Genomic DNA, 23,654 nt, shown 5'->3' on the forward strand with positions numbered 1-23,654 from the left:
GAGCCATGATCTGGTGGTACCACCTTTCCGCTCTCGGCGGCCTGAACGTCACCGCGCTGCTCGCCGTCGCCATCGCCGCCTGGCTGGTCGGCGCGCGCTGCTGGCGCCTGGCGCTGGCCTGGTGCCTGCTGTTCGGCGCTGCGCTGCTCGTCGCCGTGGCCAGCCAGATGGCCTTCCTCGGCTGGGGCATCGGCGTGCGTTCCCTCGAATTCACCGGCTTCTCCGGCCACGCCACGCGTGCCGCCGCCGTGTTCCCGGTGGCCTTGTTCCTCTTGCTGGAAAGGCGCGGTCTGCGGCGCGAAGACAGGCGCAGCGAAACCCGGCCCGGTGGACAGGATCGGCGCGGCGGCAACTGGCTGCGCGCAGGCGTACTGGCCGGCGCCGTCCTGGCGGTGGCGGTGGCCATCGCCCGCGTCAAGGTCGGCGCCCACTCGGCCAGCGAAGCGGCGGCCGGCTGCCTGCTGGGCCTGGGCTGTGCGGCGCTGTTCATCATGCGCACCCGCGCCGCGCGCGACCGCTCGCCGCAGCCGCTGCTGCTTGGCCTGCTGGCGGCCACCATGCTGCTGCCGCGCGCCGACCCGGTCAATTCCCATCAGTGGCTGACGGCGGCCGCGCTCAAGCTGTCCGGCAGCGACCGGGTGTGGCTGCGCAACGGCTGGCAGCCGGCCCGCGGGCCTTACGTGCCGCCGTGCGCGCCGGAGAGGCGCCGTTTCGAGGTGCTTTGTACCTGATTCAAGGTAGTGCGGCGACGCGCGTCTTGCGCTGCAAGAGCGCCTGCGCCACCTTCAGCGCCTCGGCGGGCGCCGCCTCGACGTCGGGAATCACGCCCACGCCCTCCCAATCGCCGTGGGTGAACGGGCTGATGAAGCGCGCATCCGGTACCACGGCAAGGAAATGGTCGCCAAGGCGGTAGGGGCGGCCCAGATTGGCGCCACCCCAGGTCCGCGTGCCGACGACGGTGGCGCGCTTCATCGCCTGCATCGTGTAGGCAAAACTTTCCGCTGCCGACTTGGTGTCGCGGTCCACCAGGATGACAACCGGCTTCTTGCCGCCATAGCGTTTGCCTTCGAGCTTGTCCTCGGTCCAGAGCTGGGTCGTCGATCCGGTATTGCGCGACCAAATGTCGGTCACGTGGGTGCGCCGGTCGACAAAATAGCTGAGCATCAGATTCACGCCTCCGGGGTGGCCGCCTCTGCTGCCGCGCAGGTCGATGATGAGGGCCTCGGTATCGGCCAGCTTGTCCATCGCGCTGCCGACCTTGTCGGCCGACATGGCAGGCGGCGCAAAGGCCTTCAGCTGCAGCAATCCCAGCTTGGCGCTCAGATGTTTAACCTTCTCGACGCCGGCCTTGTCCCTGCTGAGGATGATGGTGCCAAACAGGCGCATGAAGAGGGGCGCGTCCCGGGGCGGCGCGCGGCCCAGCAGGTCCGGCTCCCCGACCGGATCCGGCGGCGTCACGCGCCCGCTGAAGTAAACGCCCATGTGCAGATCGTGGGCAACGCTCGCGATGTCGGTGTCGAGCTGTTCGGCGAACGTCCTGCCATCGCTCATGGCGTCGTATGCGCCAAGCTTCTGGCGCTGGCGCAGCAGGGTTTCGATCTCCTTGGCCTTTTCGGGAAACACGTAGTGCCGGTTCAGCTTCTCCACCAGCGCGGCTATCGTCTGCGTGCGCATGGCGGCATCGACCGTCACCCTGGGTTGCGACCGGTGCGAAAACCAGAAGCGCGCCAGGTCCGGCAGGAAGACAAGTGCAGCAAGCAGCCCCAGCAATACCACAGCTGGTATGACAAGCCATTTCTTCTTCATATTATGGGTTTCCTCTTGTTGAATGGGCGGGCAATGGGCTCGTCAGCAGCACTGTCTTCGGGTTCTCAGCAATATTGCGAAATTAGAATAGCATTAAATTTGCTATGTAGTAGCATTTATATCTGCTATTGAGTTGACCGCGCACGCTGCATGTGCGCCAGGGCCGATGCATGAGCCCACAGAGAGGAAAGCGACGCCGAATCTTGGCCTTAAAGCAAGGAACAGATGGTATGATGCGGTTTTTCACGACACCCATCCTTCCTCGAGAACGTGCGTCTATCCTCCATCAAATTGTCGGGATTTAAGTCTTTCGTCGATCCCACCAATTTCCAGGTGCCGGGACAGCTGGTCGGCGTGGTCGGCCCCAACGGATGCGGCAAGTCGAACATCATCGATGCCGTACGCTGGGTGCTGGGCGAGTCGAAAGCCTCCGAGCTGCGCGGCGAGTCGATGCAGGACGTGATCTTCAACGGCTCCACCTACCGCAAGCCGGCCGGGCGCGCTTCGGTCGAACTGGTGTTCGACAACAGCGCCGGCAAGGCGGCCGGGCAGTGGGGCCAGTACGCCGAAATCGCCGTCAAGCGCACGCTGACGCGCGACGGCACCTCGACCTACTACATCAACGGCCAGCCGGTACGCCGGCGCGACATCCAGGACATCTTCCTCGGCACCGGCCTCGGCCCGCGCGCCTACGCCATCATCGGCCAGGGCATGATCTCCCGCATCATCGAGTCGCGCCCCGAAGAGCTGCGCGTGTTCCTGGAGGAGGCGGCCGGCGTCTCGAAGTACAAGGAGCGCCGCCGCGAGACCGAGAACCGGCTGTCGGACACGCGCGAGAACCTGACCCGCGTCGAAGACATCCTGCGCGAGCTGAACGCCAACCTGGAAAAGCTCGAAGCCCAGGCGGCGGTGGCGAACCGCTTCCACCAGCTGCAGGCGGACCAGGAAGAGAAGCAGAAGCTGCTCTGGCTGTTGCGCAAGAACGAAGCCAAAGCCGAGCAGGCGCGCTGGTTCCTCGAGATGGAACAGGCCCAGACCGGCCTCGAAGAACAGAACGCGAAGATGCGCCACCTGGAGCTGGAGCTGGAACGCATGCGCCAGGCCCACTACGCCACCGGCGACCGCCTGCACGCGGCCCAGGGTGAGCTGTACCAGACCAATTCCGAGATCGGCAGCCTGGAAGCGCGGATCAAGTTCGTGGTCGAGTCGCGCACCCGCCTGCAGAACCAGATCGGCACCTTGACCGCCCAGCGCGAGCAGTGGCTGAACCAGGCGCGCGACACCCAGGAACAGATCGAGGAAGCGGAGTACCGCCTCGAGGAACTGGCGGCGCGCGTCGAAGGTGCGCAGATCGCGGTGGAAGCGCAGAACGAACGCCTGCCGGAACTCAATGCCGCCTGGCGCGCGTCCCAGGAGCAGTCGACCGAATCGCGCGCCCGCATCATGCAGATCCAGCAGCGCATCGAGCTGTCGTCGGCGCATCAGCGCAATGCCTCGAACATCCTCGCGACCCTGGCCACGCGGCGCGAGCGCCTGCAGCAGGAGCGCGGCAACCTGAACCTGCCGGACGCCGGCCACCTCGACAATCTGCGGATGCAGCAGGAAGAGAAGCAGCTGCAGCTGGAAGAGCAGAATCTGCTGCTGGAGGAAGCCGCAAGCCGCCAGGAATCCAGCGAACAGGAAAGGCGCGAGGCCCACGCCCAGGTCCAGCAGGAGACCGCGGCGAACGCCAAGCTGGAAGCGCGCCTGTCGGCCCTGCGCCAGCTGCAGGACCGCGTCCAGACCCAGGGCAAGGTCCAGCCCTGGCTGCAGAAGCACGAACTCGACAAGCTGCCGCGCCTGTGGCAGAAGCTCGATATCGAAACCGGCTGGGAGACCGCGCTGGAATCGGTGCTGCGTGAGCGCACCGGCGCCCTCGAGATCTCGAACCTGGACTGGGCGCGCGGCTTCTTCGGCGACGCCCCGCCGGCGCGCATGGCCGTGTACACGCCGTCCACAAGCGCCCCGGCCGCGCCGGAAGCGCATGGCCTGAAGCCCTTCGCCAGCCTGCTGAAACTGAATGACCCTGGCCTGCGCGGTCTGCTGGACGACTGGCTGCACGAAGTCTACGCCGCCGACGATCCCGGCACAGCGCTGGCCCAGCGCGATCGCCTGCCGGCCGGCGGTTGTTTCGTCACGCCGCACGGCCACATCGTCAGCCGTTCCAGCGTGCGCTTCTATGCCGCCGACGCCGAGCAGGATGGTGTGCTGGCGCGCCAGCACGAGATCGACAACATCGGCAAGCAGCTGCGCGCCCAGGTCCTGCTGCTGGACGAGGCGCGCAGCCGCGCCACCCGCGCCGACGCCGCCGTGAGCGAACTGCAGCGCCGCCTGCAGGAAGGCCGCCAGAAGGTCGCCACCCTGCAGCGCGAAACCCACGCCCTGCAGATCGAGGTGGTGAAACAGGCCGAGGTCGAGGCGCGCTTCAACCAGCGCAGCGGCCAGATCTCCGCCGACCTCGACGAGATCGCGGCCCAGGAATCCGAGCAGCGCCAGGCCAAGATGGAAGCCGAGGCCCAGTTCGAAGAGCTGGACATGGAGCTGGCCGAACTGCAGGGCGCGCACGAGGATCGCCAGACCGAATTCCTCGACAAGGAACGCGCATTGAACGAAGCGCGCGAAAAGCTGCGCGAGCTGGAACGGGCGGCCCAGGAAGCGGTGTTCGCCGAGAAGACCCAGCGCACCCGCATCGAGGAGCTGCGGCGGACGATCGCGACCGCGAACCAGCAGGCGGAGCAGGTGCTGGAAAGCATAGGCGCGGGCAAGATGGAGCTGGAAGCGCTGGAATCCGGGACCGCGGCCGAGGGCTTGCAGGAGCTGCTGGCGCGCCGCACCGCGCAGGAACAGGCGCTGTCCGATGCGCGCCATGAGCTCGACCAGCTGACGCAGCAGCTGCGCGCCGCCGAGGAAGCACGCATGGCGGCCGAGCGCAGCCTGCAGCCGCAGCGCGAGCGCATCACCGAGATGCAGCTGAAGGAGCAGGCCGCACGCCTGAACCAGGAGCAGTTTGCCGAAGCCCTGAGCGCCACCGGCGCGGTCGAATCCGAGCTGCAGGACAAGCTGCAGCCGGACATGAAGCCGCAATACCTGCAGGGCGAGGTCACGCGCCTGACCAATGCGATCACGGCGCTGGGCGCGGTGAACCTGGCGGCGGTCGAGGAGCTGGCCCAGGCCACCGAGCGCAAGCGCTTCCTGGATTCGCAGAACGCCGACCTGCAGGAAGCCATCGCCACGCTGGAGGGTGCGATCTCGCGCATCGACCGCGAATCGCGCGACCTGCTGCAGGACACCTTCGACCGCGTCAACGCCAACTTCTCGGAGCTGTTCCCGATCCTGTTCGGCGGCGGCACGGCCAAGCTGGTGATGACCGGCGAGGAGATCCTCGACGCCGGCGTGCAGGTCATGGCCCAGCCGCCTGGCAAGAAGAACGCCACCATCCACCTGCTGTCCGGCGGCGAAAAGGCCCTGACCGCAACTGCGCTGGTGTTCTCGATGTTCCGTTTGAATCCCGCGCCGTTCTGCCTCCTCGACGAGGTGGACGCGCCCCTGGACGACGCCAATACCGAGCGCTTCTGCCGCATGGTCAAGCGCATGTCGGACCATACCCAATTCCTCTTCATCTCGCACAACAAGATCGCGATGGAGATGGCCAATCAACTGATCGGTGTGACGATGCAGGAGCAGGGCGTATCGCGCATCGTGGCGGTGGACATGGAGTCCGCCGCGAATTTCGCTACTGAGGCACAAGCAGCATGAACGACTTACAAATGAGTTTGATCGCGGCCGGCGGCGTTTTCGTCGTCGGCATCATCAGTTATAACAAGTGGCAGGAGTACAAGGCCCGCAAAAGCGTCGAACGTGCTTTCTCATCGAGCCATGACGACGTGCTGATGAAGAGCGGCGCCGCGCCGAGCGCGCCGGTGGAGACCGACCCGGCGGAACGCCACGAGCCGGTGCTGGACGCGAGCGCCGATGAGCCGTATGCGGAGCTGGCCGGCAGCGATGCGCTGGCCGAGCCGGTGGTGCGCGAGCCTGTACCGGCCGGCGTGGCCGCCGGTGGCGCCGCCGCGGGTGCGCCGGTCGCCGGCGCAGCGACGGCCGCCGCCCTCGATCCGCTGGCTTCGCTGCCGGGCGCAAAGGCGGATACGCCGCCGGCCCAGCTGGCCGAGAACCTGGTCGATCCCCTGATCGATTGCCTGATCCCGCTGAACGTCGAAGGCGCCGCGCGCGGCGACAAGATCCTGCCCGCGCTGCTGAAGCTGCGCCGCGTCGGCAACAAGACGGTGCACTTCGTCGGCCTGGCCGTCAACGGCGATTGGGAGCCGATCGTGCATGGCGGCGTCTACACCAAGCTGCAGGCCGGCGTGCAGCTGGCCACCCGCAGCACGTCCCTGAACGAACTCGAATACTCGGAAATGGTCACGCGCCTGCGCGCGGTGGCCGACGAGATTCAAGCGGAGCCGGAAGTGCCGGACATGATCGAAGTGATGAGCGAGGCGAAGAACCTGCACCGCTTCGTCGCCGGCCACGACGCCCAGCTGGGCGTGAACCTGGCCTCCAAGGGCGCACCGTGGGCGATGTCCACCCTGATCGGTGCGCTGGAAAACCAGGGCTTCGACGTGCGCCCGGACGGCCGCTTCGCGATGCCGGATGGTGAGGGCGGCGTGCTGTTCACCCTGTCGACCAACGTCAACCTGGGCGCCGACACCACCTCGCGTCTGACCCTGCTGCTGGACGTGCCTTGCGTCGCCCCGGCACGCGATGGCTTCGGCAAGATGGTCGCCTGCGCCAAGTCGCTGGAACTGCGCCTGGACGCGGCCATCGTCGACGACTTCGACCAGCCGCTGTCCGACGAAGCCCTGAGCGAGATCGCCGGCCAGGTCGGCGAGTTCTACCAGGAGATGGAAGCGGCCGACATTCCGGCCGGCTCGACCCGCGCGCTGCGCCTGTTCAGCTGAGGTTCGCATGGCAGAGCAGCAGGATCACTTGGAGCGCATGGCGTGGCTGGTCAAGGAACTGAACCACCACATCTATAACTACCACGTGCTCGACGCGCCGACGATTCCGGACGGCGAGTACGACAAGCTGTTCCAGGAATTGCAGGCACTGGAAGCGGCGCACCCGGAAGCGGTGTCGAACGACACGCCGACCTCGCGCGTGGGCGGCGCGCCCATCCCCGAGTTCAAGCAGGTGACGCACGCGATGCCGATGCTCTCGCTGAACAACGGCTTCTCGGATGAGGACATCGACAACTTCGACCGCCGCGTGCGCGAAGGCCTGGACCTGGCCAACGGCGCCCAGGTCGAGTACGCGGCCGAGCTGAAGTTCGACGGTCTGGCCATGAGCCTGCGCTACGAGAACGGCGTGTTCGTGCAGGCGGCCACCCGCGGCGACGGCTATACCGGCGAGGACGTCACGGCGAATATCCGCACCGTGAAGGTGATCCCGCTGCGCCTGCATGGCGATGACATCCCTGAAGTGCTGGAAGTGCGCGGCGAAGTCCTGATGTTCAAGCAGGACTTCGAGCGTCTGAACCAGCGCCAGCGCGACGCCGGCCAAAAGGAGTTCGCGAACCCACGCAACGCCGCCGCCGGCAGCCTGCGCCAGCTGGACGCCCGCATCACGGCCCAGCGCAAGCTGCGCTTCTTCGCCTACGGCATCGGCGTGCTGGAAGGCGCGGATATGCCCGAATCGCACTCCAAGGTGCTGGACTGGTTCGAGCGTCTCGGCCTGCCGGTCTCGAAGGAGCGCGCGGTGGTCAAGGGCTGCGAAGGCATCCTCGGTTACTTCCGTTCGATCGGCGAAAAGCGCAAGTCGCTGCCCTACGAGATCGACGGCGTGGTCTACAAGGTCGACCGCATCGCCGACCAGGCGGAGCTGGGCTTCGTCTCGCGCGCGCCGAGGTTCGCGCTGGCCCATAAATTCCCGGCCGAGGAAGCGCTGACCACCGTGCAGGCGATCGACGTGCAGGTGGGCCGCACCGGCGCCATCACGCCAGTGGCGCGTTTGACGCCGGTGTCGGTGGGTGGCGTGACCGTCACCAACGCCACCCTGCACAACGAAGATGAAGTGCGGCGCAAGGACGTGCGCGTGGGCGATACGGTCGTCGTGCGCCGCGCCGGCGACGTCATCCCCGAAGTGTTGTCGGTGGTGCTGGAGCGCCGCCCGCAGCCCGAGCCGGCCGTGTACGTGCTGCCCAAGACCTGCCCGGTGTGCGGCTCGCACGTGGTGCGCGAGGAGGGCGAGGCGGTCGCGCGCTGCTCCGGCGGCCTGACCTGCGCGGCCCAGCGCAAGGAGGCGATCCGCCACTTCGCCGGCCGCCGCATGATGGACATCGAGGGCCTGGGCGACCGCTACATCGACAGCCTGGTCGAAGCGAACCTGATCCACGGCGTGGCCGACCTGTACCGGCTGACGCTGGAAGACCTGCTGCAGATGAAGCGCCTGGCCGACGAGCGCGACGGCACCACGCCGGAGACGGTCAAGCAGGGCAAGGTCGCCACCAAGTGGGCCGACAACCTGCTGGCCGCGATTGCCGCCAGCCGCAATCCGCCGCTCGAGCGCCTGCTGTTCGCGCTCGGCATCCGCCACGTCGGCGAGTCGACCGGCAAGACCCTGGCCGACTGGCTGGGCGGCCTGGCGCTGGTGCGCCGCGCGCCGGCCGCGCTGCTGCGCGTGCTGCCCGATATCGGCGGCACCGTCGCCGAAGCGATCGCCGAGTTCTTTGCCGAGCCGAAGAACCAGGTGGCGCTGGATGCGCTGCTGGCCGCCGGCGTGACGCCGCAGGGCGAGCATGCGCCGAAAGCCCAGCTGCGCGAGCGCCTGGACGAAGTCGCACTGCTGGCGGCGCTCGGCATCCCGAAACTGACCGAGCCGCGCGCCAGGCAGCTGCTGGACGGCCGCAGCCTGGACGATCTTGCGCACCTGAAGATCTTCAGCGTGTTCGGCCTGCCGGCCGCGGTGGCGGAGTCGCTGGAAAGCTGGATGGCGGCGCCGGGCAACCGCGAGACATTGCAAAAGATCGCCGACCTGCGCCGCGAACTGCTGGCGCAGCTGCCGGAAGAAGCACCGGCGGGTGAAGAAGGCCCGCTGGCCGGCAAGACCTTCGTGCTGACCGGAACCCTGCCGACCATGTCGCGCGACCAGGCCGGGGCGCTGATCGAAGCGGCCGGCGGCAAGGTGTCGGGCTCGGTGTCGAAGAAGACGTCGTATGTGGTGGCCGGCGCGGAAGCCGGCAGCAAGCTGGAAAAGGCGGAGAGCCTGGGCGTGACCGTGCTCGACGAAGCCGGTCTGCTGGCGCTGCTCCCGAAATAAAGAATTCGATTGAGAGAACGAGAATGAGTGCAATCAAGAAGGCAGTATTCCCCGTCGCCGGTCTGGGCAGCCGCTTCCTGCCGGCCACCAAGGCCCAGCCGAAAGAGATGCTGCCGATCGTCGACAAGCCGCTGATCCAGTATGCGGTCGAGGAGGCGGTCGCCGCCGGCGTCACGGAGCTGATCTTCATCACCGGCCGCAACAAGCGCGCGATCGAAGACCACTTCGACAAGGCCTACGAGCTCGAGGCCGAGCTGGAGGCGCACGGCAAGGAGCAGCTGCTGAAACTGGTGCGCGGCGTGATCCCGAAGAACGTCAACTGCATCTACATCCGCCAGTCCGAGCCGCTGGGCCTGGGCCATGCGGTGCTGTGCGCGCGCCCGGTGGTGGGCAACGAACCATTCGCGGTGCTGCTGGCCGACGACTTCATGGACAGCGCGCCCGGCCACAAGCCGGTGCTGGCCCAGATGACCGATCTGTACGGCTACGAGAAGTGCAGCGTGCTGGCGGTGCAGGACGTGCCGCGCGCGCATACCCGCCAGTACGGCATCGTCAGCGCCAGCCCCTACCGCCCGGACCTCGAACTGGTGTCGGGCATCGTCGAGAAGCCGCAGCCGGACGTGGCGCCGTCGACCCTGGCCGTGGTCGGCCGCTACGTGCTGTCCGGTTCGATCTTCGAGCACCTGGAGAACCTCGGCACCGGCGCCGGCGGCGAGATCCAGCTGACCGACGGCATCGCCTCGCTGATGGGCAGCGAACGCGTGCTGGCCTACCGTTACGCCGGCCAGCGTTATGATTGCGGTTCCAAGCTCGGTTACCTGAAAGCGACCACGGCGATGGGCCTGAAGCACCCGGAAACCGCGGAAGGCTTTGCCGAGTTCCTGACTCAGTTGAGAGAGGCGCAGCCATGACGATCCGTGAGATTTTGAAGATGGGGGATCCGCGCCTGCTGCGGGTGGCCGAGCCGGTCAAGGCGTTCGATACGCCCGAGCTGCACGCGCTGATTGCCGACATGTTCGAGACCATGCATGCGGTCGACGGCGCCGGCCTGGCCGCGCCGCAGATCGGCGTCAACCTGCAGCTGGTGATCTTCGGCTTCGGCAAGAACCAGCGCTACCCGGACGCTCCCAGCGTGCCGGAGACGGTGCTGATCAACCCGGTGCTGAAGCCGCTGTCGGATGAGATGGAAGAAGGCTTCGAAGGCTGCCTGTCGGTGCCCGGCCTTCGCGGCAGCGTGCCCCGTTATACGCGTTTGCACTATGAAGGCGTCGATCAATATGGAAAACATATCAGTCGCGACGTCGACGGTTTCCATGCGCGCGTCGTGCAGCACGAAGTCGATCACCTGCTGGGCATTCTCTACCCGATGCGCATCAAGGACTTTTCCCGCTTCGGTTACACCGAAGTGATGTTCCCCGATCTCGATCCGAAAGCAGACGATTGAATAAGCACTTCATCAAGCTGGCATTGGCCTGTGGCCTGGCGCTGCCCTTTGCGAACGCGTCCCATGCCGACGACCTGTTCACGAAAATCGACCCGGCGCCGAAGAGCGAGTGGTGGATCGACAGCGGCTTCGCGACCTGGCACTTCGACCGCGACAAGGACCTGAACGGCGCCAACTGGGGCCTCGGCGCCGAGTACCGTTTCTCCGGCACGATGGCGGCCACGGTCGGCCGCTTCTACAACAGCGACCGCGACTACTCGAACTACGCCGGCGTGATCTGGCAGCCGTATGCGATCGGACCGGTGCGCCTGGGCGCGGCCATCGCCGCCTTCAACGGCTACCCGCACATGCGCGACGGCGGCTGGTTCCCGGCCGCGATTCCGACCCTGACCTACGAGTACCAGCGCGTGGGCGTCAACGTCGGCATCATCCCGAGCTACAAGGACCGCTTGTACGGCGGGATTTCGGTGCAGCTGAAGATCAAGCTGTTCGAATAGCGCCGATCGAAGGAGGGCTCATGGGCGAGATGGGGAACGTGGATGCAGGTGTGCCTTTCACGGGTTCGCTGAGCTATCCGCGTTTCGTCGACGTTCAGCGGGCTCTTACGCCGCGCTGGGCTTCGCCGGTCGTCACCTGGTTCAGCCTGTTGGTACTCTACTTCATCTTCAGCGATCCTTATTTCCTCGATACGCTGGGCGACCCCGTCGAGCTGCTGAGCGCCGCCATTTTTTGTGCCGTGGGCGTTCTGATCCTGCATGGGCTGACGCGTTTCATCTGGCGCCGTAACTGGCGCAAAAGCATGCTGGTGCACGGCGACGTGACGGGGTGCGTCAGTGCGGAACACATCGCGTGGCGGACGGAGCTCGCCGACTCGACCTTCCAGTGGAACAAGTTCATCCGTGCCCGCTCGGCGCCGGATCTGCTGTTGTTGTGTTACTCGTCGCGCTGCGCGCTCTACTTCCCGCGCGAGTTTTTCGGCAGCGATGAGGACTGGGCTGCATTCCGCGCGCTGGTCGACACCAAGCTGCCCACCCGCTAACTGGAGCCGCCCATGTCCCACGACTGGACCCAGCCTCTCCCGCGCGAGCAGATCCGTCCCTTCCTGGCGAAGTCCGACCTGGCAGGCTGGCGCATGCTGGCCTTCAACTGGGGCCTGATCGCGGCCTGCTTCGCGCTCGTGATGTGGCGCGCGAATTTGCTGACGGTCGCGGTCGCGCTGATCGTGCTGGGCGGCCGCCAGCTCGGCCTGGGCATCCTGATGCACGAGACCGCGCACCGCTCGCTGTTCAAGACTGCGTCGATCAACGAGTGGGTAGGCCAATGGCTGTGCGCGGCGCCGATGTTCGTCGAACTGCGCATCTATCGGCAGTACCACTTCACCCATCACCAGCCGGCCGGCACCGATGCCGATCCCGACCTGCCGAATTACGAGAACTACCCGGTCAGCCGCGCCTCGCTGCGCCGCAAGCTGCTGCGCGATATCACGGGGCGGTCCGGCCTGCGCGCCTTTGCCGCGCTGATGGTGCTGTACGCGAGCGCCGACCAGCGCAGCGGCTACAGCTACCGTTCAGGCGAGCAGGCGGATAAAGCGCGCACGCTGAGCGCAGGCACGCTGCTGCGCAACAGCTGGCGCTGCGCCGTCGCCAACACCGCGATGCTGGCCGTCTGCGCGGCAGCCGGCCACGCGCTCGCCTATCTGTTGTGGCCCGTGGCCTGGCTCACCACCTACATGCTGTACAGCCGCATCCGCAATGCCGCCGAACACGGCGCGCTGCCGGGCACGCGCGAGCCCGATATCTGGCGCAACACGCGCACCGTGCTGGCCTCGTGGTGGGAACGCCTGACGGTGGCGCCGAACTACGTCAACTACCACTTCGAACACCACCTGGTGCCGGCGGTGCCGGCCTGGCAGCTGCCGCGCTTTCACCGCTGGCTGCGCGAGCAGGGCGCTTACGAACATGGCGCGCCACTGGAACGTGGCTATGTGCAGGTACTCAAACGAATGACGGCATGAGGCAGGACGACATCAACGGACGTGGCCCGGCCACTTCCATGCACCTTCTTATTTGATGGCCTCGCGATAAGGCGACTTTCCACCCTCGGCAATGAAGGCATCGATGCGCGCCTCCAGCACCGGCAAGGGCACCGACCCAAGCTGCAGCACGGTGTCGTGGAAGGCCCGGATATCGAACTTCGGCCCCAGCGCCGCCTCGGCCTTCTTGCGCGCCCCCATGATCGCCATCTCGCCCAGGTAGTACGACAGCGCCTGGCCCGGCCAGGAGATGTAGCGGTCGACTTCGGTCTCGATCTCGTGGTCGGACAGCGCCGTGTTGTCGTGCATGTAGGCCTGGGCCTGTTCGCGGGTCCAGCCCTTTGCGTGAATGCCGGTGTCGACCACCAGCCGCGCCGCGCGCCAGGCCTGGTAGCTCAGCATCCCGAACACCTCGTAGGGCGTCTCGTAGATGCCCATCTCGGTGCCGAGGCGCTCCGAGTATAGCGCCCAGCCCTCGCCATAGGCCGAGATGTAGGCCCGGCGGAAGGGCGGCACGCCTTTCTGTTCCAGCGCCACCGGCATCTGGAAGGCGTGGCCGGGCGCCGATTCGTGCAGGGTCAGCGCCGGGAGGCTGTACAGCGCGCGGGCCGGCAGGTTGTAGGTGTTGACGAGGTAGATGCCCGGACCGCCGCGCGCCGAGGTGTAGTAGGGCGCCTGATCGAGCGGCACCGGAACGATGGCGAAGCGGCGGCGCGGCAGGTAGCCGAAATACTGGTCGGCCTTGCCGTCGAATTTCTTGGCGATCCAGGCCGCGGCTTTCAGGAGCTCGTCCGGGGTCTTGGCGTAGAACTGCGGATCGCTGCGCAGGAAGGCCAGGAAGGCCGGCAGGTCTTTCTTGAAGCCGGCATCGTTCATCGCCTGCTGCATTTCGGCGCGGATCTTCGCCATCTCCGACAGGCCGATGCGGTGGATTTCCTCGGCGTTCATCGAGGTGGTGGTGTACTCGACGATCTTCGACTGGTAATAGGCGCGGCCGTCCGGGAGGCTCTCGGCCGCCAGCGGCACCCGCGCCTTCGGGAAGTATTCGCTGCGCACATAGGCCAGCACCTCGGCGTGGGCCGGCTGCACGCTGTCGCGGATGACGTTGGCGGCTTCCTCGCGCAGGCGGGCCTGCTCGGCGGCCGGGATATTCGCCGGCATGCTCTTGAAGGGCGCGTAGAAGATGGTGTCCTGCGGGCTGCCTGCTTCCGCCACCGTCGCCAGCGGAACGTCGCGGCCGGCCAGGGTCACGCGCGGCGGCGTGAAGCCGCGCGCAAGGCCGGCGCGCATGTTCGCCAGCTGCTCGCGGAAGTAGCGCGGCATGTCGCGCAGCAGCAGGAGGTAGTCGCGGTATTCCTGTTCCGTCTTGAACGGGCGCCGTGCGGCATAGGTGATGTCGGTCCAGAAGGCGCTGTCCGCATTCACCGGCTGCTCGTATTCGCGGAAGCGCTGGGCCTCATACAAGGCCTGGATCTGGGCGCGGTAGACGGCGTAGTTGATCCGCTCTTCCTTCGACAGCGAGGCCGGGGCGATGGCGGACAGGCGTTTCAGCACCTCCTCCCAGTAGCGGCGGCGCGCCTCCTGGGTGGCGGCGTCTACGCGCGGCAGTTCCGGCCGCCGGCCCTTGGGCAGGGCCTCGTCGTCGGCCAGGCGCTGGTCGATGCGCCACTTCCATTCCTGCTGGTAGATGGACTGGAAGCGGGCGTCGGCCGCGGTGGCCGCGCCGGCGGCGGGCGCCAGCGAGGACAGGGCCAGCATCAGTGGCAGAGTCAGGGGCAGGATCGCCCGGCGCAGTGTCATGGCCTTCATCGTTTCACCTTGCCCCAGGCCTCGCCCGCGCGCCAGGTCGGCATCGCCGGCGCATTCGCCACCGCATAGCCCAGGTTCAGCGTGAACTGCGCCTGCTGCACCATGCCGCTCAAGTCCCAGGCCGGATCGTACGTGTCGCTGACCTGGTGGTAGTCCTTCGTGAACGCGCGCATGCGGGCGCTGGACGCCGACGGATCGTGCGCGAAGCTGAAGCTGCCGTCGCCCGAGAACACGGCCGAGCCGACGTTGAAGGCCGGGACGCCGGCCCTGGCGAACATGAAGTGGTCGGCGCGGTAGTAGGCGCCGCCGAGGTCGGGCACGGCCGGGGCAATCGACAGCCCCATCGCCTGCGCCACCTGGCGCGAGGTCTCCAGCAGCGAGCTGCGCTCGGCGCCGGGCACGCCGATGTCGCGGGTGGGGCCGACGAAGTTCATGCTGTCGAGGTTGAGGTCGGCCGCTGTCTTCGCCAGCGGCCATAGCGGAGCGCGGGTGTAGGCCAGCGCGCCCAGCAGGCCCTGTTCCTCGGCGCAGGGCCACAGAAAGATCTGGGTGCGGCGCGCCGGCTGCGCCACCGCGGCCTGGGCCATCGCCAGCAGGGCCGCGGTGCCCGAGCCGTTGTCGATGGCGCCGTTCCAGATGTGGTCCGGCTTGCCGCCAGGCTGCGCCATGCTGTCGTCGACGCCGAGGTGGTCCCAGTGCGCCGAATAGATCACCGCCTCCTCGCGCAGCTTCGGATCCGTGCCGGGCACGATGCCGGCCACGTTGTACTCGGCCACCTCGCGCACCGTGCTATTCACCTGCGCGTGCGCCCTCGCTTTCAGCTCGACCGGGCGGAAGCCTTTCACCTCGGCGCGGGCGCGCAAGGCGTCGAGATCCTGGCCGGCGGCGCTGAACAGGGTGCGCGCCATGTCCTCGCTGATCCAGCCCTGCAGCGCATTGCCGGGGCCGGCGAGGTGGAACTGCTCGTGCGTGAAGCTGGTGACCGGCACGCTCCAGCCATAGGAGGCGGACGGCGTCGTATGGATCAGCAGGATGCCGGCCGCGCCCTGGCGCTGGGCCTCTTCGAACTTATAGGTCCAGCGGCCGTACCAGCTCAGCGACTTGCCGCCGAAGCGCGCCGGCTCGCCGGCCGTGGGCTGAGGGTCGTTAACCATCGCCACCAGCAGCTTGCCCTTCACATCGACGCCCTGGAAATCGTTCCAGCCCTCGTCCGGCGCGTCGATGCCGTAGCCGACGAAGACGATGGGCGCATCCAGCCGGGTGTCGACCTGGCCGTTGGCGTTGCCGTACACGGCGCCCTGGCCGAAGGCCGCGGCGATGCTCTTGCCGCCGGCCTCGAAGCGGAGACTGCTATTGGCGGCCTGGGTTTTCTGGCCGACCAGCTCGACTTTCTGGCGGTAGCCCTTGCCGGCTGCCGGCTTGAGGCCGATGGCGGCGGCCTGGGTTTCCAGGTAGCGCACCGTGAGTTCGCCGCCGCGCTGGCCGGTGCCGCGCCCTTCGAGCAGGTCGTCGGCGAGGAAAGCCAGGTGGGCGCGCAGCGGCGCTTCCTGCACGGCCGGTTGGGCGGACGGGGCTGCGGCATGCACCCTGGAAGCGGCGGCCAGGGCGGCGAACAGCGTGAAGCGCAACAGGGCGGGATAGCGGAATCGGCGGTCTGGCATGGCGTGCAGCTCGTCCTTGTTATATGAAGCAAGAATGTTAGCAGCCGCCAATGCCGCACAGTAAAACATTTATTGTCACGATATTACGAGGCGACATCCACCGTTCCCGCTATAATGTGCCCCACATGCCTTGGCCGCCTCGGCGGTGCCGCACCAAGATAAATCCAGTTGACCTGCATGGAAAGAGACGACAAAGAGCGGCAACAACCCAGCGATGACGGAAAGGCGCTGCCTCGGGGCGGCGTCGCCGTGGACCGGCTGCGCCCGTGGCGCCGCATCAGTAGCCAGTTGGTGGCGCTGATCGGCGAGAGCGGGTTCTGCGCGTTGTTCGGCCGCGCCCTGCGCACGCTGGCAGCCCGTTACGAATGGCTGAGCGTGGATCCCGCGCGCAAGTCCATCGGCGGACTGCTGAGTGCACTGGAGAGCGACCTCGCCGGCGTCGAGCCGGCCGTGGCCGACATCGCGAACGCGGAGTTGCTGAACACATTCACCAGACAGCTGTCGTCGCTGATCGGCGAGGCGCTCACGGCCAGGCTCCTCGAGCAGGCCAAGGCTTCGGAGCAGCAGGGACCGGAAGATGTACAGGAGCACAAGTAAATGACCGACAAAGTACGCCTGGGATTGCTGGCCACGGGGGTCCCGGGCCTGGATGTCCTTCTCGGCGGCGGCCTGACCGAATATTCCTTCACGCTGATTGCCGGCGCCCCCGGCAGCGGCAAGACGACGCTGGCGCACCAGATGATGTTCGCGCTGGCCGGTCCCGAACGGCGCGCCCTGTTCTTCACCGTGCTTGGCGAACCGCCGCTGAAGATGCTGCGCTACCAGCAGCAGTTCACCTTCTTCGACATGGCCAAGGTGGGCCCGGCGATCCGCTACGTGAACCTGGCCGACGACCTCCGCGCCGGCCACTTCCATGGGGTGCTCGAACGCATCATGCGCGAGGTCGAGGACTTCGGCCCCGGCCTGGTGTTCGTCGACTCCTTCCGCTCCGTCATGCAGTCCGCGCGCAGCGGCAACGAAGGCCTGTCCGACCTGCAGCAGTTCATCCAGGAGCTTGGCTCGCGCATGGCGACCTGGCAGGCGACCACCTTCCTGATCGGCGAGTATTCCCAGGCCGATGTCGAGGCCAACCCGATCATCACGGTGGCCGACGGCATGCTGACCCTGTACCAGGCGGCCGACGACAATTCGGCCCTGCGCAAGTTGCGCGTGAACAAGATGCGCGGCCAGGCCCACATGACCGGGGCCCACACCATGCGCATCGGCGACGACGGCATCCGCGCCTATCCGCGCCTGCTGCCGCAGCTGGCGACCGACCGCACGCCCGGGACTCCGGTGGACCGCAATCCCAGCCGTATCCCGACCGGCGTGCCGGGCGTGGACGAGCTGATGCACGGCGGCCTGCCGCAGGGCCACACGATGCTGGTCTCGGGGCCGACCGGCGCCGGCAAGACCATCATGGCGACCCGCTTCCTGCAGGCCGGCGCGGCGCTCGGCGAGAAGGGCGTGGCGCTGTTCTTCGAGAAGGGCACGGCGCGCCTGCGCAATGCCGAGCTGGCGCAGATCGTCCAGGAAGGCCACGTGTCGGTGGTCGAAAGCCGCTCGCTGTCGCTCAGCGCCGAGGAGCTGATGGACGAGATGTGCAGCGCGATCGACCGCACCGGCGCCACCCGGGTGGTAATCGACTCGCTGTCCGAGATCGGGCTTTACCTGGCGCCGGAAGTGCGCGCCGACCTGCGCGTGGCCGTGTTCCGCACCCTGGCCGAACTGGCCAAGCGCGGCGTTTCCGCGCTGGTCACGGTGGGCACCGAAGACGACTACACGCGCGCCAGCTTCAGCCCGGACGAGCTGTGCTTCCTGACCGATGCCGTGCTGTCGATGCGCTACGCCGAATTCGAGGGTTCGATCCGCAAGTTCATGACGGTCGTGAAGGTGCGCGGCTGCGATCACAGCTGCGACCTGCGCGAGTACACGATCACGGCGGAGGGGATCGAGGTCCATCCCAAGTCCTCGCAACTGAATGGTGTCCTGGTCGGCCGGCCGACGCTGGAACGCTGAGGCGGTATGATTCTGGACGAGGACGCAATGGAACCGCTAGACGACGACATCACGGCCTCGCAACAGCGCGCCAGCACCCATGAGCTGCCGCGTCCGGCCCTGCCGGAGGAGTTCCTGCTGCGCCGCGTGCGCATGCTCGAAGACGAAGTCGAGGTCCTGCGCGAGGTGGCGGCGGAAAAACGCCGCCTCGACGACACCGTGGCCCAGCTGCGCGAAGCCAACGAGCACCTGGTACTGGCGGCGGTCCAGGCCCAGCATCTGCAGGAAGACGCCGAGGCGGCCAACCGGCGCCAGAACGAATTCCTCGCCATGCTGGCGCACGAGCTGCGCAACCCGCTGTCGCCGATCGGTATGGCGGCCTCGCTGCTGGACCGCATGCCCGACGCCACGCCCCAGCTGCACAAGCTGTCGCGCGTGATCGGGCGCCAGGTCGACCACATGGCAAAGCTGCTCGACGATCTGCTCGACGCCGCCCGCATCAGCAGCGGCAAGATCACCCTGGCGATCCAGCCGCTGGTGCTGGCCGACGTGCTGCAGCAGGCGGTCGAGACCATGCAGCCCTGCATCCAGGACCGCCGCCAGAGCCTGCAGCTGGAGCTGCCGCCGGAATCGGTGGTGGTCGAGGGCGACCAGGTGCGCCTGACCCAGGTGTTCACCAATCTGCTCGCCAACGCCTCCAAGTACACCGGCGACGGCGGCAAGCTGCACCTGTCCGCGCGCGCCGACAGCGACCAGGTCGCGGTGGCGATCCAGGACAACGGCAACGGCATCGCGCCCGAGATCATTCCCTTCATCTTCGACCTGTTCACCCAGGGGCCGCGTTCGCTGGCGCGCTCCGAGGGGGGATTGGGCGTGGGCCTGAACGTGGTGCGCAACCTGGTCAACATGCACGCCGGCTCGGTGACGGCGGAGAGCCGCGGCGCCGGCCAGGGCAGCTGCTTCACGGTGCGCCTGCCGCGCTCCGTCCAGCAAAGCGTCGACCGCGGTCCGGCCGAAGTGGCCGTCACCGGCGGGCGCAAGCGCATCCTGGTGGTGGAAGACAATCCGGATACCTGCGCCACGCTGGCCGCCTGCCTGCGCGAAGAAGGGCACGAAGTGGTGACGGCGCTGGACGGCCGCAGCGGCCTGGCGGCGGCGCTGGAACGGCCTTACGACGTGATCCTGTGCGACATCGGTTTGCCGGGACTGGACGGACTGGGGCTGATCCGCGCGGTGCGCGCCGCCGTCAACACGGACGCTGGCGGCGCCCGGCCGGTGGCGATCGCGCTCACTGGTTACGGCCAGCCGGAAGACCAGGCGCGCGGCATGGAAGCCGGCTTCGATCACTATCTGGTGAAGCCGGTGAGCCTGGAAGCACTCCTACCCCTCATCGGCGCGGTCGCGCCGAAAGCCGCCAGCTAGCAGCGCCTACCTGCCGAGCAGGCGCGCCAGGCGCTGCACGGCTTCCTCGATGCATTCGTATTTGGTGGCGTAGGAAAAGCGCACATGGCGGCTCGGCGCCGCGAAGCCGAAGTCGTCGCCGGGCACGATCGCCACATGCGCTTCTTCCAGCACCGCCTTGCCGAAGGCCGTGCTGTCGTTCGCATGGCGGTGCGGCAGGCCGACGATATCCGCGTACACGTAGAAGGCGCCGTCCGGCATCACCGGCACGGAAAAGCCCAGCTCGCGCAGGGCCGGCACCAGGAAGTCGCGGCGGCGCTGGAATTCCAGGCGGCGCGCTTCGAAAATCTCCAGCGCGTCGTCGCGGAAGCAGGCCAGGGCCGCGTGCTGGGCGATGGTCGGCGCGCAGATGAACAGGTTCTGCGCCAGCTTTTCGAACACCGGCACCAGGGCCTCCGGCACCACCAGCCAGCCGAGGCGCCAGCCGGTCATGCTGAAGTACTTCGAGAAGCTGTTCACGGTGATGACATCGTCGTCCAGCGCCAGCGCGCTGACCGGCTTGCCGTCATAGGACAGGCCCTGGTAGATCTCGTCGACGATGGCGAAGCCGCCGCGGGCGCGCACGGCGCCCAGCAGTTCGCGCGCCTGCGGCACCGTCATCGAGGTCCCGGTCGGGTTCGAGGGCGAGGCCACCAGCACGCCGCGGCTCCTGTCGCTCCAATGCTCGGCCAGGTGATCGGCGGTCAGCTGATAGCGTTCGGCGGCGCTCGAATGCAGGAGCACCGGCTTGCCGCCGAAGGCGCTGACGAAGTGGCGGTTGCAGGGGTAGCAGGGGTCCGGCATCAGGACTTCGTCGCCCTCGGCGACCAGCGCGGCGCAGGCCAGCAGCAGGCCGGCCGAGGCGCCGGCGGTGACCACGATGCGGCGCGGATCGATATCCAGGCCGTAGAAGCGTTGGTAATGCCCGGAGATCGCCTCGCGCAGGGCCGGCAGGCCGAGCGATTCTGTGTACTGGGTGGCGCCGCCGCGGATCGCATCGACCGCGGCCTGGGCGACCATCTCGGGGGCGGTGAAGTCCGGCTCGCCGACGCTCATGCTGATGACGTCGATGCCGGCGCGGCTCATGGCTGCCGCCTGCTTGACCATTTCCATCACGCGGAAAGGTTCGATGGCGTCGACGCGGGCAGCTAGCTGGTGGAGATTCTGATGTGGTGGCATCCCCGGATTTTATCTCAGGCCGCGATGGGCTGCTGGCGCACCAGGAAAGTGGCGCAGTCGGCTGCGGGCAGCGGCTTGCTGATGTAATAACCCTGGATCTCGTCGCAATTGTACTGTTCCAGTTCGCGCAGCTGGGCGATGTTCTCGACGCCCTCGGCCACCACCTTCAGGCTGAGGCTGTGCGCCAGGCGGATCACCGCCTTGGTGATGGCGGCGTCGTCCGGATCGTCCGGCAGGTCGCGCACGAAGGTGCGGTCGATCTTCAGCGCGTCCAGCGGGAAGCGCTTCAGGTAGGCCAGGCTCGAATAGCCGGTGCCGAAATCGTCCACCGACAGGCGCATGCCGAGCGCCTTGATGCGGCACAGGATCGCCACCGCGGCTTCCGGGTTCGTCATCAGCATCGATTCCGTCAGCTCGAATTCGAGCAGGGCCGGATCGACGCCGGCGGCGCCGACGATGCGCTCGATGACGTCGGCCAGGTCGGCCTGCTGCAGCTGGCGCGCCGACAGGTTGATCGCCACCGGCGGCGCGGGCAGGCCGGCCGCTTGCCAGTCACGCAGCTGGCGGCAGGCCTCGGCTATCACCCATTCGCCCACCGGCAGGATCAAGCCGGTATCTTCGAGGATGGAAATGAATTCGAGCGGCGGCACCAGGCCGCGCTGCGGATGCTTCCAGCGCAGCAGGGCCTCGAAGCCGCTGATGGTGCCGGCCGTCAGGTCCATCTTGGGCTGGTAGTGCAGCAGGAACTCGCCGCGCTCCAGCGCCTGGCGCAGCTGCGATTCCAGCTGGATGCGCTGGGCCGCGTTCTCGTGCAGGGCCGCCGAATAGAACTGCCAGGTGTTGCGGCCATTGTTCTTGGCGCCGTACATGGCAGTGTCGGCGCTCTTGAGCAGCTGCTCGGCGCTGGCGCCGTCATCCGGATAGCTCGCGATGCCGATGCTGGCCGAGACGAACAGCTGCTGCCCCTGCAGGTGGAAGGGCTGGGCCAGGGCCTCGACGATGCGGGCGGCCAGGTGGGCCGCGGCGGGGGATTCCTTCTCGTCGCCGGCCAGCCAGGGCAGCACCACCGCGAATTCGTCGCCGCCGAGGCGCGCCACCATGTTGTCGTCGCGCGCGCAGGCTTCCAGGCGCGCCGCGGCCTGCACCAGCAGCTGGTCGCCGACGCCGTGGCCGAGCATGTCGTTGACGTTCTTGAAGCGGTCCAGGTCGATGAACATCACGGCCGCGCGGTGCCCGTGGCGGCCGGCCTGGGCGATCGCTTCCTCCAGGCGGGCGCCCAGCTGGCGGCGGTTCGGCAGGTTGGTCAGCGAGTCGTACTGCGCCAGGTAGGTCAGGCGGTTGCGCGCCTCCTGGCGCTCGATCGCGGTGCCCAGGATGTTGGCGATCCCGCGCAGGAACACGGCGTCGTCGTCGTCGAAGCGGCGGCCGGTGTCGGTGTAGGCGCCGAGCACGCCGAAGCGGCCGACCCCGGCGTCGAGGCCGCCGCGCAGCCCGTGCATCGCGGCCAGCGGCCCGAACCAGGGACGCAGGCCGGGCGCCGCCACGCCGGCCAGCGGATCGCCGCTGCAGCCCAGCTGCAGGCCGACGGCCTGGCTCAGGCGGCCGGCGCCGGTGCGCACGGTCAGCTGGCGGCCGAAGCTGGTATCGGACGGCGCGGCCTCGAACAGCGCTGCGCAAGGGGTGCCGAGACCGTGGGCGGCGGCCTGCACGGCGTCGATGAACAGCTCGTCGAGGTCGTTGGCGGCCAGCGCCTTGCGGCCAAGCTCGGCAATCAGGGTCTGGCGCTTGGCGTTCTCGACGATGGCGCGCTCGAATTCCTTGCGCTCGGTGATGTCGATGTCGATGCACAGGTAGCGTTCGATGCCGCCTTCGCCGTCGAAGATGGGGACGATGGTGCGGTACCACTGCAGGCCGCCGTCGCGGGCCTTGATCACGACTTCGCCATTCCAGACGTCCGGCGAGGGGCTCCAGGGCACGCCGCTGCCGGCCGGGCGGCCGAAGTCGAGCAGCTCGCGGCCGAGCGCTTCGTCGCGGGTGTAGCCGCTGGCGCGCTCGAACAGTTCGTTGACGCCGATGATGCGCCCTTGCGTGTCGACCTCGCACACGATGGCGGCCTGGTCGACCGCGTGCTTGTGCTGCATGAGGGAGTTGGTGAGCGAATCGATGCGCTGGCCGAACTGCACGCGCAGGCTGGCCGCGCTGCGGTTGACGGCGCGGATCGCTTCCTGGATTTCGGTCGGGGCGTCGGCGTGCAGGTCGGCTTCGGCGGTGACGCGGCCGGCGGCGACGTCGTTCTCGAACGAGTGCAGGCGCCCGAGGCTGGCCAGCCAGCGCTTCAGCAGGGTGCGCATCAGGACCATGCCGAGCACGAAGGCCACCAGCGCGAAGCTGGCGGTCTCGATCACCAGCGCCCACAGCTGGGCGGCGATCTTGTCGGCGTCGAATTCGACGCGGATCACGCCGTAGTCGCGGCCGCCGACGCTGGCGACGCGGTTCACCTCGTACAGCTTGGACGCGATCACGCGGCTCAGCCAGGCGGGACCCGGCGCGCGCTCGAACTTCGGCGCCTGCACGCGCAGGGTGTTGCCGGAGACGTCGATGAAGGCCGCGCTTTTGAACGGCGACTGGAACAGCATCTTGCCGAGGGTGCGCTGGACCGTGTCGTAATCGCCGATCACCACGCTGTCCTCGATGTTCTGGGCCGCCACCTCGACCAGGGTGAGGGCGGCATCCTGGGTTTCCTCGACGTGCTGCAGCAGGTGGTAGCGGTAGAACAGGCCCATGCCGGTGCCGAGGAACAGCAGCATGGTGAGGCTGAAGACGGCAAACACCCGTCCCGCCAGCGAGCGCGGCAGCAGGGTGGTCGGCGAAAAGCGCGGCAGAAGCATGGGTC

Annotated in this window: 17 protein-coding genes; 12 read left to right on the top strand and 5 right to left on the bottom strand. The window is 67.6% G+C overall.

Annotated features, from left to right (window positions below):
- The first annotated feature begins 5 nt into the window (after positions 1 to 5).
- Entirely contained in the window at positions 6 to 731 is a 726-nt protein-coding gene (locus AC07PE_RS09840) for a phosphatase PAP2 family protein (protein WP_498763674.1), read from the top strand.
- A 1-nt stretch (position 732) separates the two neighbouring features.
- Here the strand turns inward: AC07PE_RS09840 and AC07PE_RS09845 are convergent, their stop codons facing one another.
- Positions 733 to 1,806: a S41 family peptidase gene (locus tag AC07PE_RS09845; protein ID WP_498763676.1), complete on the bottom strand. Its 1,074-nt coding sequence runs from the start codon at positions 1,804 to 1,806 to the stop codon at positions 733 to 735.
- 270 nt (positions 1,807 to 2,076) lie between these two features.
- Between AC07PE_RS09845 and smc the strand changes: the two genes are divergently transcribed.
- Genes smc through AC07PE_RS09885 form a run of 8 tightly spaced genes read left to right on the top strand, consistent with a single transcriptional unit; the run spans position 2,077 to position 12,617 of the window.
- Complete coding sequence (smc, locus tag AC07PE_RS09850; protein ID WP_498763678.1) at positions 2,077 to 5,601, top strand: chromosome segregation protein SMC; 3,525 nt, start codon at positions 2,077 to 2,079, stop codon at positions 5,599 to 5,601.
- Positions 5,598 to 6,803 (top strand): cell division protein ZipA C-terminal FtsZ-binding domain-containing protein, encoded by a 1,206-nt coding sequence (locus AC07PE_RS09855; RefSeq protein ID WP_498763680.1) that lies wholly within the window; start codon positions 5,598 to 5,600, stop codon positions 6,801 to 6,803. Before smc ends, AC07PE_RS09855 begins: the two co-directional genes overlap by 4 nt.
- A gap of 7 nt (positions 6,804 to 6,810) precedes the next feature.
- Positions 6,811 to 9,159 carry an NAD-dependent DNA ligase LigA gene (gene ligA / locus AC07PE_RS09860; RefSeq protein WP_498763682.1) on the top strand — a complete coding sequence of 783 codons (2,349 nt, stop codon included), beginning with the start codon at positions 6,811 to 6,813 and terminating at the stop codon, positions 9,157 to 9,159.
- Positions 9,160 to 9,182: 23 nt separating this feature from the next.
- Positions 9,183 to 10,070 carry a UTP--glucose-1-phosphate uridylyltransferase GalU gene (gene galU, locus AC07PE_RS09865; RefSeq protein ID WP_498763684.1) on the top strand — a complete coding sequence of 296 codons (888 nt, stop codon included), beginning with the start codon at positions 9,183 to 9,185 and terminating at the stop codon, positions 10,068 to 10,070.
- Positions 10,067 to 10,603 carry a peptide deformylase gene (def, locus tag AC07PE_RS09870; protein ID WP_498763686.1) on the top strand — a complete coding sequence of 179 codons (537 nt, stop codon included), beginning with the start codon at positions 10,067 to 10,069 and terminating at the stop codon, positions 10,601 to 10,603. Before galU ends, def begins: the two co-directional genes overlap by 4 nt.
- Positions 10,600 to 11,100 carry a hypothetical protein gene (locus tag AC07PE_RS09875; protein WP_498763688.1) on the top strand — a complete coding sequence of 167 codons (501 nt, stop codon included), beginning with the start codon at positions 10,600 to 10,602 and terminating at the stop codon, positions 11,098 to 11,100. Before def ends, AC07PE_RS09875 begins: the two co-directional genes overlap by 4 nt.
- Positions 11,101 to 11,120: 20 nt before the next feature.
- The gene (locus AC07PE_RS09880) at positions 11,121 to 11,642 is read left to right on the top strand and encodes a YcxB family protein (RefSeq protein WP_498763690.1); all 522 of its coding nucleotides are present in this window, start codon (positions 11,121 to 11,123) and stop codon (positions 11,640 to 11,642) included.
- Positions 11,643 to 11,654: 12 nt separating this feature from the next.
- Positions 11,655 to 12,617 carry a fatty acid desaturase family protein gene (locus AC07PE_RS09885; RefSeq protein ID WP_498763692.1) on the top strand — a complete coding sequence of 321 codons (963 nt, stop codon included), beginning with the start codon at positions 11,655 to 11,657 and terminating at the stop codon, positions 12,615 to 12,617.
- Positions 12,618 to 12,665: 48 nt separating this feature from the next.
- Here AC07PE_RS09885 and AC07PE_RS09890 read toward each other — a convergent pair whose 3' ends face one another.
- Positions 12,666 to 14,444, bottom strand: coding sequence for a DUF885 domain-containing protein (locus AC07PE_RS09890; protein ID WP_498763694.1), 1,779 nt, complete (start codon positions 14,442 to 14,444; stop codon positions 12,666 to 12,668).
- On the bottom strand, positions 14,441 to 16,105 hold the full coding sequence (locus tag AC07PE_RS09895) for a M28 family peptidase (RefSeq protein ID WP_498763696.1): 1,665 nt from the start codon (positions 16,103 to 16,105) through the stop codon (positions 14,441 to 14,443). The genes AC07PE_RS09890 and AC07PE_RS09895 overlap by 4 nt, the downstream gene beginning before the upstream one ends.
- 177 nt (positions 16,106 to 16,282) lie before the next feature.
- Between AC07PE_RS09895 and AC07PE_RS09900 the strand changes: the two genes are divergently transcribed.
- Genes AC07PE_RS09900 through AC07PE_RS09910 form a run of 3 tightly spaced genes read left to right on the top strand, consistent with a single transcriptional unit; the run spans position 16,283 to position 19,564 of the window.
- Positions 16,283 to 16,702 (top strand): hypothetical protein, encoded by a 420-nt coding sequence (locus tag AC07PE_RS09900; RefSeq protein ID WP_498763698.1) that lies wholly within the window; start codon positions 16,283 to 16,285, stop codon positions 16,700 to 16,702.
- Complete coding sequence (locus AC07PE_RS09905) at positions 16,703 to 18,163, top strand: ATPase domain-containing protein (RefSeq protein ID WP_498763700.1); 1,461 nt, start codon at positions 16,703 to 16,705, stop codon at positions 18,161 to 18,163. It begins immediately after the preceding gene.
- A gap of 27 nt (positions 18,164 to 18,190) precedes the next feature.
- Positions 18,191 to 19,564: a hybrid sensor histidine kinase/response regulator gene (locus AC07PE_RS09910; RefSeq protein ID WP_498763702.1), complete on the top strand. Its 1,374-nt coding sequence runs from the start codon at positions 18,191 to 18,193 to the stop codon at positions 19,562 to 19,564.
- A gap of 6 nt (positions 19,565 to 19,570) precedes the next feature.
- On the opposite strand, the gene AC07PE_RS09915 is transcribed toward AC07PE_RS09910, so the two are convergent.
- The gene (locus AC07PE_RS09915) at positions 19,571 to 20,761 is read right to left on the bottom strand and encodes a pyridoxal phosphate-dependent aminotransferase (RefSeq protein ID WP_498763704.1); all 1,191 of its coding nucleotides are present in this window, start codon (positions 20,759 to 20,761) and stop codon (positions 19,571 to 19,573) included.
- Positions 20,762 to 20,775: 14 nt separating this feature from the next.
- A complete protein-coding gene (locus tag AC07PE_RS09920) occupies positions 20,776 to 23,649 on the bottom strand; it encodes a sensor domain-containing protein (RefSeq protein ID WP_498763706.1) in 2,874 nt (957 codons plus the stop codon).
- Between the last annotated feature and the right edge of the window lie 5 nt (positions 23,650 to 23,654).

It is taken from the genome of Telluria sp. GW821-FHT07G12 (assembly GCF_059418525.1).

Coding starts and splice junctions, on each gene's coding strand:
- AC07PE_RS09920 (WP_498763706.1), bottom strand. CDS start 23,649: ATGCTTCTGCCGCGCTTTTCGCCGACCACCCTGCTGCCGCGCTCGCTG.
- AC07PE_RS09845 (WP_498763676.1), bottom strand. CDS start 1,806: ATGAAGAAGAAATGGCTTGTCATACCAGCTGTGGTATTGCTGGGGCTG.
- galU (WP_498763684.1), top strand. CDS start 9,183: ATGAGTGCAATCAAGAAGGCAGTATTCCCCGTCGCCGGTCTGGGCAGC.
- AC07PE_RS09910 (WP_498763702.1), top strand. CDS start 18,191: ATGGAACCGCTAGACGACGACATCACGGCCTCGCAACAGCGCGCCAGC.
- AC07PE_RS09895 (WP_498763696.1), bottom strand. CDS start 16,105: ATGCCAGACCGCCGATTCCGCTATCCCGCCCTGTTGCGCTTCACGCTG.
- AC07PE_RS09880 (WP_498763690.1), top strand. CDS start 11,121: ATGGGCGAGATGGGGAACGTGGATGCAGGTGTGCCTTTCACGGGTTCG.
- AC07PE_RS09840 (WP_498763674.1), top strand. CDS start 6: ATGATCTGGTGGTACCACCTTTCCGCTCTCGGCGGCCTGAACGTCACC.
- AC07PE_RS09885 (WP_498763692.1), top strand. CDS start 11,655: ATGTCCCACGACTGGACCCAGCCTCTCCCGCGCGAGCAGATCCGTCCC.
- def (WP_498763686.1), top strand. CDS start 10,067: ATGACGATCCGTGAGATTTTGAAGATGGGGGATCCGCGCCTGCTGCGG.
- AC07PE_RS09915 (WP_498763704.1), bottom strand. CDS start 20,761: ATGCCACCACATCAGAATCTCCACCAGCTAGCTGCCCGCGTCGACGCC.
- ligA (WP_498763682.1), top strand. CDS start 6,811: ATGGCAGAGCAGCAGGATCACTTGGAGCGCATGGCGTGGCTGGTCAAG.
- AC07PE_RS09900 (WP_498763698.1), top strand. CDS start 16,283: ATGGAAAGAGACGACAAAGAGCGGCAACAACCCAGCGATGACGGAAAG.
- AC07PE_RS09905 (WP_498763700.1), top strand. CDS start 16,703: ATGACCGACAAAGTACGCCTGGGATTGCTGGCCACGGGGGTCCCGGGC.
- AC07PE_RS09890 (WP_498763694.1), bottom strand. CDS start 14,444: ATGAAGGCCATGACACTGCGCCGGGCGATCCTGCCCCTGACTCTGCCA.
- AC07PE_RS09855 (WP_498763680.1), top strand. CDS start 5,598: ATGAACGACTTACAAATGAGTTTGATCGCGGCCGGCGGCGTTTTCGTC.